Annotated in this window: 15 protein-coding genes; 9 read left to right on the top strand and 6 right to left on the bottom strand. The window is 41.7% G+C overall.

The window, feature by feature from the left end:
* Window positions 1–338: 338 nt before the first annotated feature.
* From AC0L6H_RS00445 to eutC, 4 genes are all read left to right on the top strand, one after another.
* Entirely contained in the window at window positions 339–1,772 is a 1,434-nt protein-coding gene (locus tag AC0L6H_RS00445) for an AAA family ATPase (RefSeq protein WP_473391889.1), read from the top strand.
* 129 nt (window positions 1,773–1,901) lie between these two features.
* Window positions 1,902–2,738 carry a CLCA_X family protein gene (locus tag AC0L6H_RS00440; RefSeq protein WP_473391888.1) on the top strand — a complete coding sequence of 279 codons (837 nt, stop codon included), beginning with the start codon at window positions 1,902–1,904 and terminating at the stop codon, window positions 2,736–2,738.
* 143 nt (window positions 2,739–2,881) lie between these two features.
* On the top strand, window positions 2,882–4,267 hold the full coding sequence (locus AC0L6H_RS00435; protein ID WP_473391886.1) for an ethanolamine ammonia-lyase subunit EutB: 1,386 nt from the start codon (window positions 2,882–2,884) through the stop codon (window positions 4,265–4,267).
* 11 nt (window positions 4,268–4,278) lie between these two features.
* Window positions 4,279–5,106: an ethanolamine ammonia-lyase subunit EutC gene (gene eutC / locus AC0L6H_RS00430; RefSeq protein WP_473391885.1), complete on the top strand. Its 828-nt coding sequence runs from the start codon at window positions 4,279–4,281 to the stop codon at window positions 5,104–5,106.
* Window positions 5,107–5,146: 40 nt separating this feature from the next.
* Here the strand turns inward: eutC and AC0L6H_RS00425 are convergent, their stop codons facing one another.
* From AC0L6H_RS00425 to AC0L6H_RS00400, 6 genes are all read right to left on the bottom strand, one after another.
* A complete protein-coding gene (locus tag AC0L6H_RS00425; RefSeq protein ID WP_473391884.1) occupies window positions 5,147–6,379 on the bottom strand; it encodes a type II toxin-antitoxin system HipA family toxin in 1,233 nt (410 codons plus the stop codon).
* A complete protein-coding gene (locus AC0L6H_RS00420) occupies window positions 6,376–6,681 on the bottom strand; it encodes a helix-turn-helix domain-containing protein (RefSeq protein ID WP_473391883.1) in 306 nt (101 codons plus the stop codon). The genes AC0L6H_RS00425 and AC0L6H_RS00420 overlap by 4 nt, the downstream gene beginning before the upstream one ends.
* A 146-nt stretch (window positions 6,682–6,827) precedes the next feature.
* Window positions 6,828–8,105 carry a TRAP transporter large permease gene (locus AC0L6H_RS00415; RefSeq protein ID WP_473391882.1) on the bottom strand — a complete coding sequence of 426 codons (1,278 nt, stop codon included), beginning with the start codon at window positions 8,103–8,105 and terminating at the stop codon, window positions 6,828–6,830.
* Window positions 8,102–8,587: a TRAP transporter small permease gene (locus AC0L6H_RS00410; protein ID WP_473391880.1), complete on the bottom strand. Its 486-nt coding sequence runs from the start codon at window positions 8,585–8,587 to the stop codon at window positions 8,102–8,104. The genes AC0L6H_RS00415 and AC0L6H_RS00410 overlap by 4 nt, the downstream gene beginning before the upstream one ends.
* Window positions 8,584–9,642, bottom strand: coding sequence for a C4-dicarboxylate TRAP transporter substrate-binding protein (locus AC0L6H_RS00405; RefSeq protein WP_473391879.1), 1,059 nt, complete (start codon window positions 9,640–9,642; stop codon window positions 8,584–8,586). The genes AC0L6H_RS00410 and AC0L6H_RS00405 overlap by 4 nt, the downstream gene beginning before the upstream one ends.
* 111 nt (window positions 9,643–9,753) lie before the next feature.
* Window positions 9,754–11,262 (bottom strand): protein adenylyltransferase SelO, encoded by a 1,509-nt coding sequence (locus tag AC0L6H_RS00400; protein ID WP_473391878.1) that lies wholly within the window; start codon window positions 11,260–11,262, stop codon window positions 9,754–9,756.
* 245 nt (window positions 11,263–11,507) lie between these two features.
* Here AC0L6H_RS00400 and AC0L6H_RS00395 point away from each other — a divergent pair, with 245 nt between their 5' ends.
* From AC0L6H_RS00395 to AC0L6H_RS00375, 5 genes are all read left to right on the top strand, one after another.
* Window positions 11,508–13,487: a serine hydrolase domain-containing protein gene (locus tag AC0L6H_RS00395; protein WP_473391877.1), complete on the top strand. Its 1,980-nt coding sequence runs from the start codon at window positions 11,508–11,510 to the stop codon at window positions 13,485–13,487.
* Between the two features lie 128 nt (window positions 13,488–13,615).
* Window positions 13,616–14,167: a hypothetical protein gene (locus AC0L6H_RS00390; RefSeq protein WP_473391875.1), complete on the top strand. Its 552-nt coding sequence runs from the start codon at window positions 13,616–13,618 to the stop codon at window positions 14,165–14,167.
* A gap of 66 nt (window positions 14,168–14,233) precedes the next feature.
* Window positions 14,234–15,250, top strand: coding sequence for a hypothetical protein (locus tag AC0L6H_RS00385; protein WP_473391874.1), 1,017 nt, complete (start codon window positions 14,234–14,236; stop codon window positions 15,248–15,250).
* 3 nt (window positions 15,251–15,253) lie between these two features.
* The gene (locus tag AC0L6H_RS00380) at window positions 15,254–16,249 is read left to right on the top strand and encodes a hypothetical protein (RefSeq protein WP_473391873.1); all 996 of its coding nucleotides are present in this window, start codon (window positions 15,254–15,256) and stop codon (window positions 16,247–16,249) included.
* Window positions 16,250–16,467: 218 nt separating this feature from the next.
* Complete coding sequence (locus AC0L6H_RS00375; RefSeq protein WP_473391871.1) at window positions 16,468–17,058, top strand: BON domain-containing protein; 591 nt, start codon at window positions 16,468–16,470, stop codon at window positions 17,056–17,058.
* Window positions 17,059–17,087: the final 29 nt, after the last annotated feature.

Raw genomic sequence — 17,087 nt, 5'->3', positions numbered from 1 at the left:
CCTAAAAGGCATAGTCATTAAACCTATGATTGCCTGAAAGATGAACAATTAGGGATTTAAGCCCAATAGCTAAACGAAAAATGGTAGTCCGTATTGGTTTTGGCTGCTTTGTTTTGGTTGCAGTGAAATGTCACAAGTGACTAATCTGCGGTGCTAATTGCCGCTATTGCTCGTGGATTCTGTATTATGTCGTTTTTACGAACATAAGTCGATGCTATTATTTGTTCGTGAAATCTACATCTTGTATTTATTGCGAACATAATATTTAGGATTTCTATGTTCGTAGAAAATACATTGTGTTATATTTACGAACATTATCGGCATTGTTGAGGCGTGATATGAGCAAATTTGTTGGGCGAAAAGAAGAGATAAAGACCATTTTAAGTTCTTTCAATGATAAAAAGGGAACGCTAATTACGCTTAAAGGCCGTCGACGAATTGGCAAAAGCACTTTAATCAAAGAGCTAAAGAACCGAGACAAGAAAATTACACTAAGGTATTTAACATCAGCGCCCCCAAAGCCAGAGGTAACAGATGAGGCAGAAAGGAAAGCTTACGCTGCCCAAGTAAAACGAGAATTCGATTTACCTTATGCGCCGCCTAGTCAAACATGGCAAGACTTAGTCTACTTTATTGTGGACCTATGCCGTGACCCACATATTATTTTGGCTATAGATGAAGTTAACTGGCTTGCACGGAAGTCTGACATTCCTCTGGAGCAAATTCTATGGGAGGTCTGGGAACGTAATTGTGTCGATAAGCAGAACTTCATAATGATACTGGCAGGTTCGCTGGCATCATGGATGCAAAAGCACATTATTGCCAGCGAAGGTTTTGTAGGTCGTATTAAACACAATATTCTCCTGAAAGAGCTAGAGTTGAGCACAATTCGTGAGTTTTTTGGTGCAAAGATTGATAAAATTCCAAATCGCGATTTGATGAAGTTGCTTTGTGCCTTTGGCGGTGTACCTTTATATTTGGAATATATTAATCCAACGCTTCCTGCAGAAGACAACCTCATGAACTTAGCATTCAAAGAAACTGGACCACTAAACGACGAATTCAATCAGATGTTCAGTGAGTTGTTTTCTGACGACAATAAACTATACCGCAATATTCTAGAGCAAATTGGGTTGAGTCCAAAGGCACTAGCAGTAAAAGACATTGCCGAAAAAATTGCGGGGCATTACACGGGCCGCCTAAATAACGCCTTGAAAGATTTGACGGAAGTTGGTTTCATCAAAAAGCAGACTGCATGGAGCATAAAAGACGGTAAATCAATTGAGAAGCACCAATACAAGATTGCTGACAACTATACTGCGTTTTTCTTTCGTTCTATCAATAAACAAAATCAAAAGCGCTCGCAAACAAATATTGAATCATTGCCAAATAACTTGGCAAGTATCCTTGGGTTACAGTTTGAGAACTTGGTTGAACACAACGCTAAATTTATTCTTGAAGAACTTGGCGTAAAGAACCCTATTTACGTAGGTGGTTTTTTCCAAACTAAAACGACTAGACAAGAAGGATGTCAGATCGACATTCTTATCCAAACCAAACATCGCGTTTATGTTTGCGAATGCAAACTGCTAAGCGATTTGGTATCAAAGAGTATTATCTCTGAGGTTAAGAGCAAAACTGCACGCCTAAAAGTAGGCGCTGGGCTGACGATCTGCCCGGTACTCATTCACGCAAATGGTGTTGAAGAATCGGTTGAACGCGAGGAATATTTTGATCAAATCATTGATATGAATGATGCGCTGAAAGCTTAAATGGGTGTCACTTTTTATAATCCCTGCGCAGCGCAGAAGTAGCTAGCATAGTTGGGCAATAGGACTTAACATTTGTGCCTCAACGATATGCCAGACCAAACAATAGTATAATCTCATTCAAAAAGCCATATGACTTCAGCAAAGCAATATACTCAAGATAAATTGACCGAAGAAAATAAAGGACGCTTACACAAAGGCTACTACCGAAACGGTGAGAATCATCGCGGCGGCGCTGATGTTAGCTTTGGTGATATTGTGAAGATATTCGGCTTTAGAGGGGTTGAAATAGGCCGCTGGGTAACAAAAGAAGAACAACAAATTGCCGCTAACCTATTCTTTGATGCCTTGTGTGATTTGTCCGATATTTTAGCCGTACCAAATCAAGTTATTTCCCTAAATGGCAGTTTAGCAATTAACTTTGGTAAAGGTGGGAGAAAGGGGGCATTTGCACATTATAATAGTGCGACACGGACCTTGGCGCTTGCTAAAAATGCCGGTGGTGGAGCCTTAGCACATGAGTGGTTTCATGCTTTTGATCATTATATTTGTCGTAAAATGTACCAGCTTGATAAAGCGCATACCTTTGCTACCGAAATTTGGTTGAATGAAAGCACCGCACTTGTAGATCATCCACTAAATACGCTTATGTCAAAGGCATTCAGTGCTATGTTCTTGAGTAATGATGGCGTATCGCCCAGTGAACTAATGAGTAAAAGCATCGCCGTAGACAGTCAACATAAAATATTCTACTACGCTCGCCCACAAGAAGTAGGCGCTCGAGCGTTTGAGCGCATGGTGCAAGAAAGCAGCATCAAAAATAGTTTTTTAGCGGCCGGTACGATGCAAAGTAAAGAGGCGCAAATTGGACTCTATCCTAGTGGTAGCGCTTTACGCAATTTAAGCCAAGCTTTGAGCGAGTATTTTCTCCTGCTAGGAAAGGCCTTAGCCTTTAAAGCGCAAAAGTAACTATTTCTACAAAAAGCTTATGTCATTTAATCCTCACCAAACACTCAAGCCTATAGCAAAGCCTATAAAGAGTTAAACAAGCAAGAATGTAACGCTTGTGCCATACTTTGCAAGGCGCTCAATAGCTATAAAAGGAATCAGCAATGTCGTTTCACATTGATTTGGCCAATCAACGTTTTACCTTTCAAGATTTGAAAAGCTTGATGGCAAAAGCCACGCCACTTCGTTCGGGTGATTGTTTGGCCGGTGTAGCAGCGTCAAGTATGATAGAGCGCAGCGCTGCACAAATGTGTTTGGCAGAGCTTCCTTTAAAACATTTTCTAAATGAACTTGTCGTTCCTTATGAAGAAGATGACATCAGCCGGCTAATTATAGATAAGCATTGCGCCAACGCGTTTTCTGCGGTGTCGCATTTAACGGTAGGGGATTTTCGAAATTGGTTGTTATCGGATGAAGCGAATTTAACTAGTTTAGCTGCAATTAGCCAAGGCTTAACGCCCGAAATGGTCGCGGCGGTAAGCAAAATCATGCGCGTGCAAGACCTTATACTGGTAGCAAAAAAGTGTGAAGTGGTGACAAAATTTCGCAATACCTTGGGCTTAGCAGGTCAGTTGTCTACGCGCTTACAACCTAATCATCCTACCGATGATCAAGCTGGGATAGCCGCAAGTATCGTTGACGGTTTACTATATGGTAACGGTGATGCGCTTATTGGCATTAATCCTGCGACTGACAACTATCAATCAGTGACGACATTGATGAAAATGTTGGATGATGTTATTCAGCACTATGACATTCCTACTCAAGCCTGCGTGCTCACTCACGTTACGACACAAATAGATGCGATGAACAATGGTGTACCTGTTGATATTGTCTTTCAATCAATTGGAGGCACCCAAAAAACTAACGACAGTTTTGGGGTCACGCTAGCAATATTAGATGAAGCATATGAAGCGGCGCTATCGCTAAAACGCGGGACGATAGGCAACAATGTAATGTATTTTGAAACGGGTCAAGGCAGCGCCTTGTCGGCTGATGCGCATCATGGAGTTGATCAGCAAACTTGTGAGGCAAGAGCGTATGCGCTGGCCAGAGGCTACAAACCACTATTGGTCAATAGCGTGGTAGGTTTTATTGGCCCCGAGTACTTGTTTGATGGCAAACAAATTTGCCGCGCTGGGCTAGAAGACCATTTTTGCGGAAAATTACTTGGCTTGCCCATGGGCGTTGATGTTTGCTATACCAATCACGCCGAAGCTGACCAAGATGATATGGATATGTTGCTCACGCAATTAGGTGTGGCTGGGGTTAATTTTATTATGGGCATCCCTGGTTCAGATGACATTATGCTTAACTATCAAACCACGTCCTTTCATGATGCATTGTATGTGCGCGAGGTACTCGGCAAAAGAGCGGCACCCGAGTTTGAAAAGTGGCTCGTAAAACATCAAATTTTTGATGCCAATGGACGTTTAAACCAAAGCAGTAATTTAGGGCCTTTTGCAAAGCAGTTGCAAAAGCTTATTTAGGTAGCCTTAATATGAAAAAATCCATAAACAAAAAACAAACACTAAGTAAAGACGCCTGGTCTGTACTTTCTGGTTTTACGCAAGCGAGAATAGGTTTAGGGCGCGCGGGTTCAAGCTTGCCAAGTCATGCACAGCTAAAATTTAATTTGGATCATGCCCTAGCGCGAGATGCGGTTAAAACCCCTATCGACATGAAAAAGCTTATGCGCGATATTGGCAATAAAGGGCACATGTGCCAAGCCTTGCATTCCCAAGCCCAAACCCGCGAAGAATACCTGCAGCGGCCAGACTTTGGAAGACAATTAAATGACAACAGCAGGCAAACACTTAACGAGCTAGCGCAGAAAAATGCATCTAAATGCGATGTGGCGATTGCCTTAGTAGATGGCTTATCATCGATTGCAGTGCAACACCATGGTGCAGATTTACTAGAAAGTCTAAATACGACAATCCAAGCAGAAGGCTTGAGTACAACGTCATTTATGCTGGTTGAACAAGGAAGGGTTGCCATTGGTGATGAAATTGGTGACATCCTGAGCGCGCGAGCCGTTATTGTTATCATTGGAGAAAGACCAGGCCTTAGCAGCCCGGATAGTCTAGGTATTTACTACACCTTCGCCCCTAAGCTTGGTTTAAAAGATGACCGGCGCAACTGTATCTCGAATATTCGCCCCGACGGCTTAAGCATTGATGCTGCGTGTGAAAAATTAATGTGGTTGTTAAAACAATCCTTTACTAAAAAGCTTTCTGGCGTAGCACTAAAAGATTTATCTACACAAACCGAAAACGACACAGCCTTGAACCAGAAAAAAGGCAATTTCCTGCTAAGTGATTCATAAATATCTTAGTGATAGCGTCCTTAAAAAATAGGTCTTTCTACTAATTTTTAAGTTTCGATTGGATCAGCTTAATGTTGGCTTTGCTTACACCGTATTCGTTCGCCAGCGCTGGCCATTGCGCCAAGCAAAGTCGAACTTGTTCAATGATGTCTTCTGCCTGTTGCTTTTTAATATTTGTGTCTTTAGCCAGCTTTAGTAGGTGTTCAATGTTAGGGTTTTTGCCTTCACCCATAACGGTAGTACTTTGCTCTCCTCCTGGCCCAAAAGAGAATGTCAAATCGTAGGCTGGAGAAATCTTCCAGTGCCCGTCTTCATCCATCAAGAAACTAAAGTTTTTAGAGTGATCATCGCGGTTATGTGTGAGCACGTTATACACTGCCAATCTAAAAGCCTTTTCGACTTCGCGTATATCGCGGGTTAACATGGCTGTTAGGTTTAAGAGGTCTTCGTAGTCTAAAGAAGGCGTCCTGAAATCGGAGTGCAGCAAGCCACAAGCAGTATGCATGTGATAGCGTTTAGAACCTGCACGGTCAAAGCGTTTTATAGCGAAGTATCCTGGCCCTTTTTCAGCCTCAAATAGGTGAACGTTTGGCATTTCGATACCTGCATCTTTTGCTAATAAAGCATAAACATATTCTATTGCGCCAGCGTCAAGGCCGTCTTGTGTGTTAGAAAACTTTACCATCCATGGCTCATAATTCTCTGGAAGTTTGTTTACGCCATGAATGATGTTATTGAACTGTTCATTTACCGCAATTAGGGCTTTAGGTCGCGCACCAGCAGAAGAGCCATTTAGCCCGATGAGGCTTTTTAGCACGTCACTGCTTTCCCCTTCGAGAATTTCTTGTGTTTGTGCAGATAAACTATCTAAATTTATGTTTTCATTACCTTCCACTAGGCCATAATCAGGCTTATAAATAAGTGCGCCAAGTCCGTTTTTGCCAATATGTGCTAATCTATCTAAGGGCGTTAGGCTAGAAGGGTGGACGCCCTGAGTACGTGCGTAGCGGTCAAATAATAATCGGCCCCAACCGTCAGGCAAGTTGTCATTAAATACGCCAGGTAAGCCTTCAAATAGGGTGTTTTCAAAACTCTGCAAGCCTGGCTGCAATGGAAGTCTGATTGGGGATATTTCTAGGTTTTGTTCTATAAAACTCCGTTCATATTCAAAGTAGATTTTTCGCTCTCTATAAGCAAGACGGCCCAGCGGGATTGGTTTTGTGCCAAAATCTAAACCTACTTTTATTTCATTTACTGTTTGTATTGCGCTCATGTGCGTGTCCCTCGCTTGCGTGTCTTGGTATTTGTTGTATCAAGTACTTCGTCAATCGATGTAAACGCGGTTTTTTTGGGCGCACTCGCTTTAACGATATCATCTAGACCCCCAAGGACCATGTAAAGTTTAAGGAATGATGCTAGCGATATCACTCCTTCTTGCTCAAATTTACGCAAGGTACGAACTGCTACGCCAGAGCGATTGGCTAGGCCTTCTTGCGTAAGATTCAGTTGCAGACGCTTCTCTTTTGCATTTTGGGCTAGTTTCTGTTGAGCTTTTGCAGCTGAAATAATTGACATATTTGTGTTACTTATTCATGTTTTTGCGTTATAAGTAACATTATAGTGTTACTAATTCGATATGTAAAACATTGTTAGAGAAGCTAAGTAAGGGCACAATTGCCCAAAGCAAGATTTTGCGTTGGGGCTTACATTATCAATTGAGCTTAAAGGTTGGGCAAAAACATGATGAGGGCAGGGACATAAGTCACCACAATAAGCGTTACTAGCAGTGCAATAATAAATGGCCAAATCTCTTTTATAAAATGTGTAACAGGCACGCGAGTCACTGAACAGGTCGTGAACATGAGGGAGCCGAAAGGTGGGGTAATGCCACCAATCATAATATTGACAATCATGATCATACCAAAATGAATAGGATCAACCCCCAGTGCGACGGCGACGGGTACGAGTAATGGAGCCACTATAATAAGCGCTGCGCCGCCTTCGAGTACCATGCCAATAAGGAGCAAAAATATGTTAATTAGCCCAAGCATGAGGTATTTGTCAGAGGTGAATTCGAGGAGTAAGGCGGTTAAGTCTTGGGGAATACGCTCCCAAGTGAGGTAGTAGCCAAAGACCGAGGCGGCCACAATGATAAGAACAACGGTGCCTGTTCCATAAATAGTATCTAATAAAATGGCCTTTATATGGCTAAGCTTGAGTTCTTTATACACAAAAGCGCCAAGAATAATGGTCGCTAACACCGCCATAGCGCCTGCTTCTGTGGGCGTAAATAAGCCAAATCGTAGGCCTAAAATAATGCCTAAGGGGAGCAATAGTGACCAAATTGACAGCCTAAACTGCCTAGCAATTTCACGCCATCCCGCGCGCTTTTCTCTTGAGGGGGCGTATTTACGTTTGCGTGCAATCAACGACACTGTGATCATAAGTGCAGCGGCCATTAACAAGCCAGGTACATAGCCTGCGAGAAATAAATCGGCTACCGATACTTGCGCAATTAAGGCATAAATAATCATAACAATGCCCGGGGGGATAACCGGTGATATGGCAGATGATGACGCCGTAATCGCGGCAGAAAACGCGCGGCTGTAGCCGTTTTTTTCCATTTGCGGGACTAAAATTTTACTTTGCATTGCAGCATCGGCATTCGCCGAACCAGATATACCGCCCATGAAGGTACTAAGCACCACGTTCACTTGTGCTAAACCGCCGACTAAATGTCCGGTGAGGGCTTCAGCCATTTGCATTAGCCTTTTACTAATGCCTGAATAATTCATAATCGAGCCAGCCATTACAAAAAATGGGATAGCTAATAATGGGAAGGACGCCGCTGACGTTATAAATTTTTGTAGCACTAAGTCAGGTGGCATACCGGCATCAAAAAAGGTGAAGTAAAACACCGCTGAACCAATTAGAGCATAGGCGACCGGCACACCTAAAAAATATAAAACGAACAAGACTACGATGGGTAAATAAATCATGCTTGGGTGACCTTGTGTTTTATATTGCTCACATCTTTGTACAAAAACCTTAAGGTGTACAAAGTAATTAAGCCAAACCCAAATACTAGTGCTAAGTTGAAAATAGCCGAACTGATGCCAAGCACAGCGGTTGGCTTTGCCCATGCAATGTTGGTAAACACAATGGCCATGTAAAAAACGTAAGCATTAATGCTCAATAAAATGAGGTTAGTAAACAGGCGCAACCAACACGCAATATGCTCGGGTGTTTTGCTAACAAGCAGGTCGATTCCCATATCTAATTTGTGTTTGTAAGTAGCGCTAGCGCCCACAAACACGCACCAAACAAAGCAAATAGTGGCAACTTCTTCTGACCACGAAATAGAGATATTGAATACGTAACGCAGTAGCACATTAATAATCACAAGGGTGATCATTATGACTAACAAAGCGCCACACAGTATTTCTTCAAAATGTTTGAGAAAATATTTTATCTTCTTCATTTCTGCGCTGCCTTAGCTCTAATTTTGACTAACTCAGACTGAATTTGCTCATACATTTCAACCGTTACCCCTGGTAATTTCCCGTCGTACAAAGCAATGGTTTTGGCTTCAAAGGCTGCTCTGTCGATTTGGTTGAATTCAACACCATGAGATTCTAACTCAGCGATAACTTGCGCGTGTTGTGCTTTGAGTCTTGCAATCATTTGCTGGGCTTCGTTCGTAAATTCTTGCTCTATGAGCTGCTGATACTTTACTGGAATACTGGCCCAAACTTCAGTGGATATATAGACCCCGCAGGTACCTAAAAAGTGATTTGTAAATGCCACATTCTTTTTGCCGGTTTCATATACTTTTGCCCCTAAATTGGTAAATTCTGAGCCTTCAAGGCCGTCGACCACACCTTGCTGTAGCGCACTAAAGGTTTCTCCCCAAGGCAAAGGGGTCGCGTTTGCACCCATCGCATTTAGAGTTTCAATAAATAGTTTGCTGCCGGGCGTTCTAAGTTTTACACCTTCTAAGTCGCTTGGGGTTGTAATCACTTTATTGGTAATTAAGTTACGAAAGCCAAAAATGTATTGCAGCGAAAGTACTTTAATGCCTTTTTCTTCTAGCTCGTTTTTCCAGCCTTGCACCATTGGCGTTTTGATGATTTCCATATACTCGTCGTAGTTGTTGTACAACATAGGCCCAACAAGTGCGGTAAATTCAGGCACGTAGTCACCAATGTAAGATGGGTCTTCTACCGAAATAAAATAAGCGCCGCGCACAACCATTTCGACCCCATCTTTATATGCGGCTATTTGGGCATTGGGGTAGGTGAGTATTTTGATTGCGCCTTTGCTTTTGCTATTGATTTGATTCGCGACGGTTTCTATCGACTTAGCTAGCTCTTCGTTTTGATTAAACACATGGCTTAGGCGCAAAGTAATGCTAAATGATTGGTCTGACCTTTCTTGACTGCAACTAGTAATCAATACTGACGTTAGAATGATGATGATTATTTTTAGCATAGTTAAATACAGTCGCCAATGTTGTGAGCCTAGATTAGGAGACATGGGGAGTTATTGCAAGCACAAGCCGTTTTCTCATGTTGGCTCTATACCGGTAAATAGCATAAAGCTACCTGTTTAGACTGTCAGGTAGCTATGTTAAACGATGCATTGGTTTTAAGTGCCACAATAGGTAGCAAATCCCTCAGTAAATGCGATAGGGGCTTCCTTGGCGTAACGTTCATCGCTAGGGTAGTCATAAGGCTTTAATATTTGACCCAGCAATGCTTGAAAGGGGCCAAAGTCATTGTCGTAACTAGCCGCATCAAGCGCCTCTTCAACTAAGTGATTACGAGGAATAACCGCAGGGTTTTGCTTATTCAATACATGCTCGAGCTCTTCGTTAGGGACACTATGCAAGCTGCGTTTATTTAGCCATGTTAGTAACTCAGGTGAATTTCCACTCATGCATAATAATGTTTTATCAGCTTGATGAGAGAGTAAATATTGCGTCAAAAAGTAATGGGATTGGGTCCAATCTAGCTTGATGCTTTTTAATAAACTAGTCCATTCGTAAATAATGCTATCAAGTGTGTCGAGATGCGCTTCTTTTTGTTCACCCTCTTCGGCATCGGGTTTAAGCAATAATGCGAGTTTCTTACACATAAGAGCCCGGTAGGCTTGGCTGTATTGAGGATTGAAGGCTCTAACCGCCTCGGTCGCTAGTTCAATGGCGCTTTCTTTGTCGTCATCTATCAGTGGCAATAAAGTTTCAGCAAAGCGAGATAAATTCCATTGCGCAACAGGCGCTTGATTGATATACGCATAACGACTTTTTTGGTCGATTGAACTAAACACCGTATTCTCGTCATAAATATCCATAAATGCACAGGGGCCATAGTCAATCGTTTCTCCGCCTATAAGCATGTTGTCGGTGTTCATAACGCCATGAATAAAACCTAATCCCATCCATTTTGCAATTAGCTCTGCTTGGGTTTTTATGGTGGCTTTAAGCAAAGAGAGAGCTGGGTTTTGGCTGCTGCTCAATTCAGGATAATGTCGTTTAATGCAAAACTGCACGAGTTTTTCGACCACGTCATATTGGTCGCGCGCGGCGAAAAATTGAAAGGTACCAATTCGAATATGGCTGCTCGCAGTTCTGCATAATACCGCCCCAGGTTGCGGTGGACTTCGATATACTTGCTCACCGGTAGCAACCACTGCCAAAGAGCGGGTAGTTGCTACGCCTAAAGCATGCATGGCCTCGCTAATAAGAACCTCACGTAACATTGGACCAAGCGCTGCTTTACCATCTCCCCCACGTGAAAATGGCGTAGCCCCAGAACCTTTCAAATCGAGTTCATGAATTGCCCCGTTTTCATCAAGCAATTCACCTAATATCATGGCGCGCCCGTCACCTAACTGTGGGTTAAAGTGACCAAATTGGTGGCCAGCATAGGCTTGAGCAATGGGCTTGGCATCACTGCTTAACACTTGTCCGCTCAACAGCTCTGCAAGCGCTTCATCAGTTTTTGGAAAACTGGCTTTAAGTGTATCTGCTAAATCTTGATTAAAGAATATCAACGATGGGGAGGCAAACAAGGCGGACTCGGCCTCGACATAACAGTCAGGTAGGGTGCTATAAAATTCTTGTTGAAAACCTAAGGCTTGATTGTTTGTCTGCATAAATTGCGTAGTCCTAGTCATCGTTAACGAACATTATTGTTTATGTACTTGGTATGGAGAGGCAAAAATACAAGCACCTACGTCTTGTCTTTCTATCTTTTTTTAATACAACTTTAAAATACGATACACAAAAAGCTTTAGCCCAGATTATTGCGTAGAAACTTCATTGCTCAAATATTGTTCTAAAAAAGTTGATCCCATGATAACTTATTACGACGCTTACTCGCACTTTTCTAAGGAAGGTTATGGACACTTTACTATGTCGTACAAGATGGATTTGCCTTAGCAGTCTATTTTTATGCTTTATTTTTGCTAAGGTATCGGTCGCGCAAGATTCAGATGAACAATCGTTAACTAAGGACCTTGTTGCGCAATTACCCGACTCAATTCAGCCTGATGTCAACAGCGCTAAAACACAAGAAATGATAAAACTTGAAAGTTTTATCGATGGCTATGTCACCAGCAAAATAAATGATTTTGAGCCACCCGGAATGACAGTTGCCGTTGTGTTGGGCGATGAAAGCATCACCAAAGGCTACGGTTTAGCCAATGCAGATAAGAGCATCCCCAATGATAAGAATACGCTGTTTAGAATTGGGTCTATCTCTAAGCTATTTGTTTGGTTGTCGGCCCATATGCTCGCAGAAGAAGGTAAGCTAGATTTAGACCAGCCGTTGAATGAAATTGCGCCTGCACTTAAAATAGAAGAAGCATTCGATAGACAAATCACTATGCGTGATTTGATGTCACACCGGCCAGGCTTTGAGGATCATCTGCAAGACTTTGTTGACCCAAATCGAAATATTTCTTTAGAAGAAGCCGTGACAACACGCAAACCGGCCCGTATCGCTCCCCCAGGTGAGCGTACTAGTTATTCTAATACTGGCTCCAATATAGCCGCCTACGTGATAGAGCAAGTCAGTGGAATGGGTTATTACGACTTTGTTCAATCTCGTATTTTAGAGCCGGTGGGCTTGGTATCCACTACCCTGCAAGACCCGGGTCTAGAACGCAATCCTGAGGAGCTTGAAGCTAGAATGGCGCAACCACATAAAATGGAATCTGGCGTGGCGAAAGTGATTAAGTTCATGGCTATTCGCCCTCAAGAGCCGGTAGGCGCTGTAGCAATGGACGCAGTAGATGCGGCAACCTTTATGCGCATGCTGTTAAATCAAACCCAATATGATGGCGGTAGACTATTAACGGCCCAGACTTGGCAAAAAATACAAAGACCTGCATTCGAGAATGCCATTGGTGATGACATGGGCTGGGGCTTTATGCTCAACGAGGTTGATGGCCTAGCCACTATTGGTCATGGCGGGGCCACACGATTTTTAAGTTGGATGTTTATTGTTCCAGCACTCGACATGGGCGTGTTTGTATCATCCAATATGGATACCGCCGGATCGAGGGGAGAAAAACTAGCATGGTCGATTGTAAGGCAAGTTACTGGCTCTGGCACCTTGGCAGACTTCCTTGCCTTAAAAGGGAATGTTGAAGAAGCCAATGCCATTGCTGGGACTTATTTAAACAATCGTAGACCGTTTAGAGGCGGAGCAAATTTGTTTAACCTAGGCTCTGATACACAGATATCCGCAACCGAAGACGGCTATCTTGTATTTGGTTCTACTCCTACGCGCTATGCTCCTATGGCTGAAAATCTTTGGGTCAATCAAAACGGTGTAAGACTGGGCCTCATAAAAGATAGAAACGGCGATGTTGTGCGTCTACAGAGTGGCTTTGGCTCTAGTACATTAGAGAAAATAGGTTTTCTTTCTAGTTCCAACGCTTTGTTGGTAGGCTTTGGTGGGACGGCATTATTCACGCTTAGCGCTATCTTGGGAATGTATTATCGCTTTAGGCGAGAATCTGATGCTAGTCTTGCTGGACAAATACTGCGGTGGGTAAACGTTTTTTCAGTTTTATTGTGGCTTGCATTTTTTGTCACGCTGGGAATTGGGATGCTATCAATTATGGATCTCGATATCTCTACTATTGACGAATCACCTTTTCCACCCATCTCCTTGAAGATAGCCTTAACCCTTACGATTGTGCTGTGCATTCAAAGCATAATTCATTTGGTCTGTGTGTGGCCGGCTTGGACTAAGTCAGGTTGGACTACTTGGCAGCGAATGCATTTTACGCTTTATGCTGGTTTTACTATATTCGCCGTTTTTCTACTTTTTCATTGGGGGTTGATAGGCACTGATTTTTACGGTTTGTGAACACTGAAAATAAACTCTTGGCTGGGTGTGAAAACTTAGCCAACAGTCTACTCTGTATTATGGATATTATTTGAACAAAAATATAAAAATGGGTAGTATTTTAACGACCTCAACAAAAAGGATTTAACATGAAACACACAGCAATTAGCGCTATATTTATCGCTCTGTTCTTGCTCTTAGGTGCTGCTAGCGCCCAAAGCCAAAGCTTAACTCAATCATCAATTGACAAGTACATCAAATCTATCGATATGCTAATGAATACTGATAACCCAGAGATTAAAGCCATAGAAGACTCTTTCAATAACACTCAAGGCATTAATTTTGATACAGACGCCAATGGCAATATTAGCATAATGACCCAAATGCTCGGACAATTAGACGCATCACAAGTTGATGCATTGACCGAACTAGCAGACGATGCAGGCTTTGATTCGGTAAAAGAATGGGCCGCAATCGGTGACAAGGTCTCAGCCGCAATGATGGCGATAGAGATGGAAAAAGAGCCTGTTGATATGACTGATATTACACCTGAGATGATGGCAATGGTACCAGAATCGATGCGCAAACAAATGGAAGGTGCTATGCGTATGCTTAAAGCCGTTGAGAAGGTACCCGCTGCCGACATAGCAATCGTAAAAGCAAATTATGACGAATTAATGAAACACATGGATGGGCGCTAACTAAGCTATTGGCACAAGTAGCGATGGGTAAATTAACAGCATATCAACCAAATAATGCGCAAGGCTATGATAAAAAGCAAACACATCAACATTGTTATGATTGTAGCCTTGCTCTACTTAGTGTGCTTTTGGATGCTCAATTATCAGTTAGGCTTTTTTACACTTGATAGAACACAACCTGACTATGTGTTAAGAGACGCGAGTGCAGCCTTAGTCTGTCCTTTAATAAGCGCCGCATTAATTTATAGCAATGTGCTCTTTATCCGCTTGGGAAGCCAATCACTAGCGCTTATTTCAATTATTAATACTGAACGTGATTACATTAAAGCGCAACGCCGCTTTACTCAGTTTTTACTTCGCTTCCAATTGCTCAGTTTCGGGCTAACGCTTTTCATTTCGTTTTGTATTGCTGCGCTATATTTGCATTTTTCGGGCTTTTGGATTGCAAATCCGGAACAAGAATATAGATGGGTATTGCTTGCGCAAATATTTCCGTTTTGGATTATGCTCGTTATGTTGGTGCTAACCATCTACAAAGTGCAATTAAGTTTGCGTTTATTGTTGGCAAAGTTTGCCCGTATATCCTTGTTTGAATCTGAGAAACTAAAGCCAATCAGCGATTTTTTGTTTGCGTCATTTTTTGCTTATTGTTTTCATATGCTTTTGTACTTATTGGTTACCTTGTTTGTTGATTTATTATGGCTCGATATCGTTATTCTTGGGATTATCTCGGGCATTACATTTTTGGTGCAAATAGCGCCCCTTAATATGATGCAAACAACAATCAGGGTCCAAAAAGAATGCACAATCAATGCTATAAATAAATTGTTGAGCGAACAATTAACACAACAACAGAGGGATCAAAGCATAAACGATAATGCCCCTCATAGACGTTTAGTAGATGACAGCAATCGTTTAGAGCACACCTCTGATTTATTACTTGTTCGCCAAGAAATAAAAACGATTTCTACTTTACCCGTTACTGTTCCCACTATGATGAAACTCTTGTTTATACTAATGATTCCCTTTTTCTCATGGGTTGGTGCGGGTGTAGTAAGTCAATTACTCAAGGTACTAATGTGAGCTATGAATATTAATCGTATTAGTGGATTTAACTTTAAAAAAGAATTTATTTTTGGACTCGTTTACCTATTCGTATTATATGCCCTTGCTAGTATGCTTGGTGCCTTTGATGAGCTTGATTCTGATTCAGCTATTCGAATACGAAATGCAGCACTAGGCATGCCGCTTATCACGGTCTTTACCTTTATCAGTACCCGTTTTCTTATGCATTGTTGCTTTAAGGCCTTGGAGCAAGCTGTCAAAAATTCGCTTGCGCAGAAATACACACATTTATTGCTCATGGCTTTTTTCTTAAAAGTGAAAAAGCTTAAATGGCTGAGTATAATCTTGGGGAGTTGTATAACTTTTGTCTACTTATATGTTGAGGATTTGTTAGCAGAAGAATGGAGTCAGCTAGAGCTATTTATGAATGTATCGGCGATCCCGTTTTGGGCGGCGGCTATCTATTTTATTCTTACCTGTTTATATAGCACTAAGTATGTCACCGCTAACTTTTTGGATAGTGAGAGTTTAGACCTGTTTAGTTTAAAAGAACTCAAACCTATTTCAGATCTCGTGGTTTATAACACTGCCTTATGTGCAAGCTCAATAGCGATTATCCCCGTGTTTTGGTTAAATAAGTCTGTGCCTGTACTTGATATTGTCATTGTATTTTGCGTATTTATCAGCCTTGGTTTATATCTTTTCTTGCCAGTGTTTAAAGTACAAAGAATAGTATCAAACAAGAAAACCCTCGCTATTGCTCGTCTTAATCAAAGCATTAATGCTTTGATGAAGAAAAATAATATGGGCTCCCACGAAGCCATTTTAAATGACTCCGAGGTATTACGTGAAATGGCTTCACTTATTAGTACAAAAAAAGAAATTCATGCTGCTTCAGAGTGGCCCATTGATTTGCCGCAAGGGCTCAAAGGGATATTGTTAGGAGCAAGTATACCCTTGTCATGGGCCGCAGGCTCCTTAGTCGAGTCACTGATTTCGGCTATGAATATTATTTAATCTCTTTACCCAGATTTTGTTGTGGGTTTGAAATTTAAATGATTGTTGTCCATAACTTTTATTATGGCGTGCGTGAAATAATTAGTTAAACATCTTGTAGAAATTACAAAGACATTTTCCCACTTATTAAACATTCCTTTAAAAACAATGATTTACATGGTGGCATGATAATGGCTTCAGTATTATCGTAGTTTAAAATAAACCTAAGGAGAATTATTATGAAACGCACTCTATTATCTGTTGCTTTAATCGCTGCCCTTTCTTCACCAGTACTCGCTGCTGATAACAAATGGGAAAAAGAGGCCATGGACGCTTGGTTAGATGGTAAAGCCGAAGCCACATTATTATTTAACGGTAATTTGGATTCGTTCGATATCGACACCGATGTTGTAAATGGTAAAGTAACCTTAACTGGTAAAGTAGACAATGAAATCGACAAAGAGTTAGCTGAAGAGTTAATCATGGGTATTGAAGGTGTTAAGTCTGTTGATAACCGTTTATCTATTTACAACGAAAAAGAATACGCAAAGTCAGGCGAAATGGACGAAATGGATGAAATGGATTCTGACGAAAAATATTCTGCACTCACAGATGCAAAAATTAGCACGGTCGTGAAGAGCAGATTCTTGTTTAACTCAGAAGTGTCTGGCACAGACATCAATGTGGATGTTTCTGACGGTGTGGTTACTTTAGAGGGCCAAGTTGAAACTGACGCAGAACGTGATCTAGCGATATCGATTGCTAAAAACGCCACCGATGTTAAATCAGTGAACGACAAGATCAAAGTAATGAAAAAGAAAACGTCATAAACGACGCTGCTGTTAAGTTATTTTAGATT

The sequence above is a fragment of the Glaciecola sp. G7-5 genome, assembly GCF_055808975.1.
Note: the sequence above shows the minus strand (reverse complement) of the source record. Positions and strands in the feature narration are given on the sequence as shown.

Bases quoted from the DNA above. Each gene is read 5' to 3' on its own strand.
- AC0L6H_RS00420 (WP_473391883.1), bottom strand. From the start codon at position 6,681: ATGTCAATTATTTCAGCTGCAAAAGCTCAACAGAAACTAGCCCAAAAT.
- AC0L6H_RS00415 (WP_473391882.1), bottom strand. From the start codon at position 8,105: ATGATTTATTTACCCATCGTAGTCTTGTTCGTTTTATATTTTTTAGGT.
- AC0L6H_RS00435 (WP_473391886.1), top strand. From the start codon at position 2,882: ATGTCGTTTCACATTGATTTGGCCAATCAACGTTTTACCTTTCAAGAT.
- AC0L6H_RS00440 (WP_473391888.1), top strand. From the start codon at position 1,902: ATGACTTCAGCAAAGCAATATACTCAAGATAAATTGACCGAAGAAAAT.
- AC0L6H_RS00380 (WP_473391873.1), top strand. From the start codon at position 15,254: ATGAATATTAATCGTATTAGTGGATTTAACTTTAAAAAAGAATTTATT.
- AC0L6H_RS00375 (WP_473391871.1), top strand. From the start codon at position 16,468: ATGAAACGCACTCTATTATCTGTTGCTTTAATCGCTGCCCTTTCTTCA.
- eutC (WP_473391885.1), top strand. From the start codon at position 4,279: ATGAAAAAATCCATAAACAAAAAACAAACACTAAGTAAAGACGCCTGG.
- AC0L6H_RS00400 (WP_473391878.1), bottom strand. From the start codon at position 11,262: ATGCAGACAAACAATCAAGCCTTAGGTTTTCAACAAGAATTTTATAGC.
- AC0L6H_RS00405 (WP_473391879.1), bottom strand. From the start codon at position 9,642: ATGTCTCCTAATCTAGGCTCACAACATTGGCGACTGTATTTAACTATG.
- AC0L6H_RS00390 (WP_473391875.1), top strand. From the start codon at position 13,616: ATGAAACACACAGCAATTAGCGCTATATTTATCGCTCTGTTCTTGCTC.
- AC0L6H_RS00410 (WP_473391880.1), bottom strand. From the start codon at position 8,587: ATGAAGAAGATAAAATATTTTCTCAAACATTTTGAAGAAATACTGTGT.
- AC0L6H_RS00425 (WP_473391884.1), bottom strand. From the start codon at position 6,379: ATGAGCGCAATACAAACAGTAAATGAAATAAAAGTAGGTTTAGATTTT.
- AC0L6H_RS00395 (WP_473391877.1), top strand. From the start codon at position 11,508: ATGGACACTTTACTATGTCGTACAAGATGGATTTGCCTTAGCAGTCTA.
- AC0L6H_RS00385 (WP_473391874.1), top strand. From the start codon at position 14,234: ATGATAAAAAGCAAACACATCAACATTGTTATGATTGTAGCCTTGCTC.
- AC0L6H_RS00445 (WP_473391889.1), top strand. From the start codon at position 339: ATGAGCAAATTTGTTGGGCGAAAAGAAGAGATAAAGACCATTTTAAGT.